Source organism: Streptomyces sp. NPDC058701, from assembly GCF_042715295.1.
Taxonomy (GTDB): domain Bacteria; phylum Actinomycetota; class Actinomycetes; order Streptomycetales; family Streptomycetaceae; genus Streptomyces.
This window is the reverse complement of sequence record NZ_JBHXSY010000050.1, coordinates 34,049-41,419: the sequence shown is the minus strand read 5'-3', so window position 1 is coordinate 41,419 and position 7,371 is coordinate 34,049. Positions and strand designations below refer to the sequence as shown.

Sequence of the window (7,371 nt, the reverse complement as noted above, 5' to 3'; positions counted from 1 at the left end):
CGGGACCGACGGCGCCGGGACCGACGGCGCCGGGACCGACGGCGCCGGGACGGCCGACGGCGGGACGCCCGGCGGGCCCGGTCCGGCCCGCGCACCGGAACACGAACTGACGGGAGCCTCCACGTGAGCGCCATGGCCGCCCGCACGCCCGGCGCCGCGGCCCGGCTCGCGGCCCTCCTCGCCGCCGGGCTGGCGGCCTGCGCCCTCGCGCTGCTGCCCGCGCCCCCGGCCGCCGCCGACGAGGGCGAGCCCGCCGTGGCGCTCTCGCTCCAGGAGGCCGCGAAGGGCACCGAGATCACCGTCACCGGGACCGGCTGGCGGCCCAAGACGCTCGTGATGCTGCTGGTCTGCGGCGAGAACATGATCGGCGGCACCAACAGCTGCGCCAACGCCGACGGGGTCGCCGTCGCGGTCGCCGACGACGGCCGCTTCACCGCCCGGCTGCCGGTCGTGGCCCCGCCCAAGCCCTGCCCGTGCGTCGTGAACGTCACCTCCGTCAACGGCGACCAGTCCACCGTCGCCGCCCCGCTGAAGATCACCGACCACCCGGTGGCCGAGTTGCCCGCCGCCTCCGGCACGGCCCGCCTCGCGATGCTCACCGGGGTGGAACTGGAGGGCGGGGACGGGGTCCTGACGTGGTTCGGCTCCCCGCCCTCACGGAAGTTCAAGGTCACCGTCGGCAACCTCGGCTCCGCCCCGGTCAAAGACCCCGTCTTCCAGCTCGGGATCGCCCACGGGGTGTTCGCGCCCCTGTGGGAGGAAGCCCGCTGGAAGGGCACCATCCCGCCGGGCGGGAAGGCGGAGATCGCCCTGGACGTCGCCCTCACCGCGGGTGCGTACGGCGACTACACGATCTCCCTCAAGTACGGGGACACGGTCGTCGCCGCCCAGCCCTGGGGCGTGGACCGCCCGTACGGGGTCCTGCTCTTCTGGGGTCTGCTCCTGGTGGTGGTCCCGGCCGCGGTCTTCCGCCTGGGCATGGCCGTGGTCGACCGGGTCCGGCCGCGCGCCGCCCCCGCCGGCGGGCGCCACCGCGGCGCCGACACGGCCGCGGCCGTCACGGCCCGGCTGCCCCGGATCCCGGCCGTACGCCGTCCCGCGCGAGCGGACCGCACCGGCCCGCAGCCGCCGTCGGCCCCGCCCCCACAGACCACCACGGCGGTCCTGCCGTGGTTCACCCCGGACAGCGCGCCGGAGACAGCACCACAGACGTCCGCACCGTCTGAGAACCGTTCGACGACGAAGGGACATTCGTGAAGACCCAACGGAGGGTAAGCGCGGCCGCGGTCGCGCTGCTGCTCGGCGGCGCGGGCATCGCCCTGGCGGCTTCTCCCGCCCTGGCGGCCGAGACCACGTACAAGGTCAAGTGCATCCCGCCGGCCGGCGGTGGCAGCCCGGTGGAGGGCGACACCACGGCCAAGATCACGGCTCCGGCCACCGCCAAGGTCGGTGACGAGGTCGACGTGGTCTGGGAGACGGTCAAGCCCGCCTCGAACAACACCGACCTGATGGTGATCCCCAAGGACTCCGTCCTGCCCACCGGGTGGATCGCGCTCGGCGGCGGGATGGGCGAGCTCAAGGTCGTCGGGGAGAAGAAGAACCCGGAGATCGCCAAGAAGGCCCCCATGGTGATGTCCGCCATGAAGGGCAAGCTGAAGCTCACCAAGGCCGGAAAGATCACCCTGAGCCCCGGCAAGTACGACGTCGCCGTCACCTTCTCCATCGGCACGTTCACCACCAAGTGCGCGCCGACGGGCGAGGTCGGCGCCGGCGCGACCATCGACGTGTCGGCCGGATCCACGGGCGGCGCGACGAACGGAGGCGCCACCAACGGAGGCGCGACGAACGGCGGCGCCACCAACGGCGGTACCACCGCCGGGGGCGGCGGCCAGACCGACTTCCCCGGCAAGGCCGTCGACGTGAAGTTCGACTGCGGCGAGACGGTCCCCGGCGGCATCACCACCCCGGTCACCGTCAGCGCCAAGAAGAACGGCGGCAGCTACGACCTGACGGTCAAGACCGCCAAGGACGCCATGAAGGCGCCGGTGCCCCTGCCCAAGGGCGCGCTCAAGCCCTCGATGCAGATCAAGCTCGGCGGCGCCGACAGCGGCGCGGTCACGGTCACCGGCCCGGCCAACGCCGAGCCGATCGGCCAGGGCGCGGGCGTCAGCCTCAGCGACATGACGGGCACCTACAAGCCCGGCAAGACGGGCAAGGTCACCCTCAGCCCGTCCGACATGACGATCGAGGTCACGATGGTCGCGGGGTCCAGCCCGCTCAGCGTCCCCTGCAAGGCGGCCACCAGCGCCGTCTCGCTGGAGCTGGACACCACCGCCCAGCAGGGCGGCTCCGGCGGCCCATCGTCTTCCGGTGGCTCCGGCAGCGCCGCCTCGGGCGGTCTCGCCGAGACCGGCGCGGAGGACGAGGGCGGCATCAAGGCCCTGGCCCTGGTCGCCGGCACGGTGGTCCTGCTCGGCGCGGCGGTCTTCACCTTCACCCCCTGGCGCCGCCTGCGCGGCACCCGGTAGGAGCGGGTCCGGACAACGCGACGGCCCGGCACACCTCGTGGTGTGCCGGGCCGTCGCGCGTGCGGGGCGGGACGCGTCAGTTCACGTCGCCCATCAGCGCGTTGACCTTCTTGCGGTACATGTAGATCGCGACACCGGCGAGCACGGCGGCGGCCGCCTGGAAGAGGATCACCCCTACGCCGTTCAGCTTCACGTCGGCCAGGCTGAGCAGACCAGTGATGCAGTCACCGGCGGTGACGGCCAGGAACCAGACGCCCATCATCTGGGAGGCGTACTTCTGCGGTGCCATCTTCGTCGTGACCGACAGGCCGACCGGCGAAAGGAACAGCTCGGCGATCGTGTGCATCAGGAAGATCAGCACCAGCCACCACATGGTGACCTTGGTGTCGTTGCCCGCGACCTGGCTCAGCGGCACGGCGAAGACGAAGAACGAGGCGCCGACGATGACCAAGGCGATCGAGAACTTCACGATGGTGCTGGGCTCGCGGTTGCGGCGGGCCAGGGCCACCCACACGGCGGCGAAGATCGGGGCCAGGGCCACGACGAAGAGCGGGTTCAGCGACTGGAAGACGACGGTCGGAACCTCCCAGCCGAGCAGGTTCCGCTCGGAGCTCTTGTCACCGAACAGAGAGAGGGTCGAACCGCCCTGGTCGTAGATCATCCAGAACACGGCGGCGGCCACGAAGAACCAGATGTAGGCGCTCATCCGGGTCTGCTCACCGACGGAGAGCTCCTTGTCCCGCTTGATGCGCACGAGCACCGTGACCGGAATGATCAGACCTGCGATCGTGATCGGGTACAGCGCCCACTTGATGGTGAACATGTCCGCCGCGACCACGGCGCCGTAGAAGACGGCGACGGCGGCCAGGACGGCGAGGGCCTTGACGATCACGGTCTTGCGCTCGGCGGGAGACAGCGGGTTCGGGACGATGCTGCTCTTCGGGCTCAGGGTCTTGCCGGCCAGCAGGAAGATGACCAGGCCCACGCCCATGCCGATGGCGGCGAGGAAGAAGCCGAGGTGCCAGTTGACGGTCTCGCCGATGGTGCCGATGGCGAGCGGCGCCGCGAAGGCACCCACGTTGATGCCGATGTAGAAGATCGTGAAGCCACTGTCACGGCGCGAGTCGTCCGCGTCCTTGTACAGGTGGCCGACCATCGTGGAGATGTTGGCTTTCAGCAGGCCGGAGCCGATCGCGACCAGCAGCAGGCCGACGAAGAACGCCAGCTGGCCGGGCACGGCGAGCGCCACGTGGCCCGCCATGATCACGAAGCTGGCGATGGCGACCGTCTTGCGGGCGCCCCAGACGCGGTCACCGAACCAGCCGCCGGGCATGGCCATGAGGTAGACCATGGCCACGTACACGGAGTAGATCGCCGTGGCCGTAGCCGCCGTGAAGCCGAGCCCGCCGCCCTGGCTTCCCGTCGCGGCGTCCACACCGCCGGAGACCAGGTACAGGACGAGAAGTGCACGCATGCCGTAGTAGGAGAACCGCTCCCACATCTCGGTCATGAACAGCGTGGCCAGGCCGATCGGGTGGCCGAGGACGGTCTTCTCGTGAGCGGGGCTCGGTGAGGCCGTCGTCAGGCTGGAAGCCATGGTCGATCCTTGCTTGCTCGGGACGCTGGGCTTCGTGAGCCTGGTAGCGCCCGGTGGGGGTGGCCGGCACCGGCGACCGGCGTTCCGCCCCACGCCTCGGGGTCCGCACCCGAGGGGGAGCGGTGGAACGTCCGTCGCAGGGATCCACGCCCGTCGCGCACCATCGCGCGCAGGGCCCGGCCCACAGGTCATTCACTGCCATCGCACCGGACAGGGCGGTCCGTCACGTCGGTGCGTGGGGACAGCCAATCCGGCCCGTGCAGAATCGAAGACCTCCGGCGCGCTTTTCGGCACAAAGGTCCCCTGAGTAGTGCATCAGGCGTCTCGCCACCATACGACACGACACTGCGGCATATGGAAGGACTTGAGACATGAATCACAGGATTTGAGGGAACCGTTCGGCTCTATTCGAAGGTCATTAGTCCCTCGTATGCCCAGTTCCAGAGGGCTATGCGAGCAGGCCCCAGGGGGGACTCCCTGCGGACTACCATCACCCACATGACGCGTGTACTGCTCGCCGAGGACGACGCATCCATCTCGGAGCCCCTGGCCCGCGCCCTGCGCCGGGAGGGGTACGAGGTCGAGGTCCGGGAGGACGGCCCCGGCGCCCTGGACGCGGGACTGCAGGGCGGCGTCGACCTCGTCGTCCTCGACCTCGGCCTGCCGGGCATGGACGGCCTCGAAGTCGCCCGCCGGCTGCGCGCCGAGGGCCACGGGTTCCCGATCCTCGTGCTCACCGCCCGCGCGGACGAGGTCGACACCGTCGTCGGTCTGGACGCGGGCGCCGACGACTACGTGACCAAGCCCTTCCGCCTCGCGGAGCTGCTCGCCCGGGTCCGGGCCCTGCTCCGGCGCGGGGCCACCGAGGCGGCCCAGCCGGCCGCCACCCACGGCGTCCGCATCGACGTCGAGTCGCACCGCGCCTGGATGGGGGAGGAGGAGCTCCAGCTCACGGCCAAGGAGTTCGACCTGCTGCGCGTCCTGGTCCGGGACGCGGGCCGGGTCGTCACCCGCGACCAGCTGATGCGCGAGGTGTGGGACACCACCTGGTGGTCCTCCACCAAGACCCTCGACATGCACATCTCCTGGCTGCGCAAGAAGCTCGGCGACGACGCCGCCAACCCGCGCTACATCGCCACCGTCCGCGGCGTCGGCTTCCGCTTCGAGAAGAGCTGAGCCCCCATCGGATGGGCTCTCGCCCCGCACCGGAAGGGCTGACCCCGTACCTGAAGAGCTGACCCCCGCACCTGGGGCATGCTCTAGGTCATGCGCCGCCGCCTGATCAACTCCACGCTCGCCGTGGTGCTCGTCGTCATCGCCGTCTTCGGGGTCTCCCTGGTCATCGTGGAGACCCGCACCATCAGCAGCAGCGCCCAGGACCGGATCGAGTCCGAAGCGCTCCGGCTGGTGGGCGTCGTCGAGTCCGACGTCCTGGAGAAGAAGCCGGTGGACACCGCCGCGCTCGCCGAACTGCTCGAAAGCGGCAAGTACGCGCGCATCACCATCCCCGGACAGCCCGCCGTCGAGGTGGGCGACCGCATCGACGAGGGCGTGATCCGCGGCACCGCGCGCGGAGAACAGGGCGAGGTGGTGGTCGTCGAGGAGGCCCGCTCCACGGTCACCCGGGAGGTCGTGCGGACCCTGGCCGTCGTCGGCGCCGTCGCCCTGCTGGCCGTCGTGGCCGCCGTACTCCTCGCCGTACGCCAGGCCAACCGGCTGGCCTCTCCGCTCACCGACCTCGCCGAGACGGCGGAACGCCTCGGATCGGGTGACCCGCGCCCCCGGCACAAGCGGTACGGGGTGCCCGAGCTGGACCGCGTCGCCGACGTGCTGGACTCCAGCGCCGAGCGGATCGGCCGCATGCTGACCGCCGAGCGGCGCCTGGCCGCTGACGCCTCCCACCAGCTGCGCACCCCGCTCACCGCCCTGTCCATGCGGCTGGAGGAGATCACGGTCACCGAGGACCTGGAGACCGTGCGGGAGGAGGCGACGATCGCCCTGACCCAGGTCGAGCGGCTCACGGACGTGGTGCAGCGGCTGCTCACGAACTCGCGGGACCCGCGGACCGGCTCGGCGGTCCCCTTCGACCTCGACGAGGTCGTCAAGCAGCAGGAGGAGGAGTGGCGCCCCGCCTACCGCAGCGCCGGCCGGGCCATCGTCCGGTCCGGAAAGCCGGGCGTACGGGCCGTGGGCACCCCCGGCGCCGTCTCGCAGGTCCTGGCCACCCTGGTGGAGAACGCACTGATGCACGGCGGCGGCACCGTCGCCCTGCGGACCCGGGTGATCGGCAACCAGGCGGTGTTGGAGGTCACCGACGAGGGCCCGGGCGTGCCCCCCGACCTCGGCAACCGGATCTTCGAGCGGGCCATCAGCGGCCGCAACTCCACCGGGATCGGCCTCGCCGTCGCCCGGGACCTCGCGGAGGCGGACGGCGGCCGCCTGGAGCTGCTCCAGGCGCAGCCGCCGGTGTTCGCGCTGTTCCTCAGCCGCACGGCCCCGGAGCGGTCCGATCCGGGGGCCACGGTCCGCTAGCGGGCCCGGTACGGGGCAGGCGTGTGCCGTACATCGCACTGCGGCCGGGGGACCGACGGCCCGCCGGAGTGACGTCTACCATGAACGGGTTGACGAAGAAGGGGCTGGACCACCACATGAGCACACCGAGGCACGGATCCGCCCTCGAACGGGTACGCGGACTCGCACGCGAGGTCGCCAAGTTCGGGGCGGTTGGCGGTCTGGGGGTGCTGGTCAACCTGGGTGTCTTCAACCTGATCCGGCACACGACCGACCTCCAGGTGGTGCGCGCGAGCGTCATAGCCACCGTCGTGGCCATCGCCACGAACTACCTCGGTTTCCGGTACTTCGCCTACCGGGACCGGGCGCAGAGCGGCCGCACGCGCGAGCTGGCCCTGTTCGCCGCCTTCAGCGGGATCGGCCTGGTGATCGAGAACGGCGTGCTGTACACCGCCACGTACGGGTTCGGCTGGGACGGCCCGGTCGCCTCCAACGTGTTCAAGTTCGTCGGCATCGGCACCGCCACCGTCTTCCGCTTCTGGTCGTACCGGTCCTGGGTCTTCAAGGCCCTGCCCGAGCCCGAGCCGGAGGCCGCGCAGCCCGCGGCCTCCGTACCGGCTCCGGCCGCGCCGCCGGCCCCCGCCGGCCCCGCCCACCCGGTCACCGGACCGGTGCCGGAGCCCGCGAACAACTAGGGCGCGCCGGGGTACCCGGTGCCTGCGGATACCCTGGACC

Annotated in this window: 6 protein-coding genes; 5 read left to right on the top strand and 1 reads right to left on the bottom strand. The window is 71.5% G+C overall.

What is annotated here, in order from left to right:
• Positions 1-132 precede the first annotated feature (132 nt).
• Positions 133-1,257 carry a hypothetical protein gene (locus ACFWW8_RS33100; protein ID WP_386535093.1) on the top strand — a complete coding sequence of 375 codons (1,125 nt, stop codon included), beginning with the start codon at positions 133-135 and terminating at the stop codon, positions 1,255-1,257.
• A complete protein-coding gene (locus ACFWW8_RS33095; RefSeq protein WP_386535073.1) occupies positions 1,254-2,528 on the top strand; it encodes a hypothetical protein in 1,275 nt (424 codons plus the stop codon). Before ACFWW8_RS33100 ends, ACFWW8_RS33095 begins: the two co-directional genes overlap by 4 nt.
• Positions 2,529-2,604: 76 nt before the next feature.
• Here the strand turns inward: ACFWW8_RS33095 and ACFWW8_RS33090 are convergent, their stop codons facing one another.
• On the bottom strand, positions 2,605-4,125 hold the full coding sequence (locus ACFWW8_RS33090) for a peptide MFS transporter (protein WP_386535070.1): 1,521 nt from the start codon (positions 4,123-4,125) through the stop codon (positions 2,605-2,607).
• A gap of 498 nt (positions 4,126-4,623) precedes the next feature.
• On the opposite strand from ACFWW8_RS33090, the gene ACFWW8_RS33085 reads away from it, so the two are divergent.
• The 3 genes from ACFWW8_RS33085 (at position 4,624) to ACFWW8_RS33075 (ending at position 7,331) form a co-directional block, all read left to right on the top strand.
• A complete protein-coding gene (locus tag ACFWW8_RS33085) occupies positions 4,624-5,301 on the top strand; it encodes a response regulator transcription factor (RefSeq protein WP_386535067.1) in 678 nt (225 codons plus the stop codon).
• A gap of 90 nt (positions 5,302-5,391) precedes the next feature.
• A complete protein-coding gene (locus ACFWW8_RS33080; protein ID WP_386535064.1) occupies positions 5,392-6,657 on the top strand; it encodes an ATP-binding protein in 1,266 nt (421 codons plus the stop codon).
• 116 nt (positions 6,658-6,773) lie between these two features.
• Positions 6,774-7,331, top strand: coding sequence for a GtrA family protein (locus ACFWW8_RS33075; RefSeq protein WP_386535090.1), 558 nt, complete (start codon positions 6,774-6,776; stop codon positions 7,329-7,331).
• Positions 7,332-7,371: the final 40 nt, after the last annotated feature.

Excerpts from the sequence above, each read along its gene's own strand:
- ACFWW8_RS33085 (WP_386535067.1), top strand. The coding sequence starts at position 4,624 with ATGACGCGTGTACTGCTCGCCGAGGACGACGCATCCATCTCGGAGCCC.
- ACFWW8_RS33100 (WP_386535093.1), top strand. The coding sequence starts at position 133 with ATGGCCGCCCGCACGCCCGGCGCCGCGGCCCGGCTCGCGGCCCTCCTC.
- ACFWW8_RS33075 (WP_386535090.1), top strand. The coding sequence starts at position 6,774 with ATGAGCACACCGAGGCACGGATCCGCCCTCGAACGGGTACGCGGACTC.
- ACFWW8_RS33080 (WP_386535064.1), top strand. The coding sequence starts at position 5,392 with ATGCGCCGCCGCCTGATCAACTCCACGCTCGCCGTGGTGCTCGTCGTC.
- ACFWW8_RS33090 (WP_386535070.1), bottom strand. The coding sequence starts at position 4,125 with ATGGCTTCCAGCCTGACGACGGCCTCACCGAGCCCCGCTCACGAGAAG.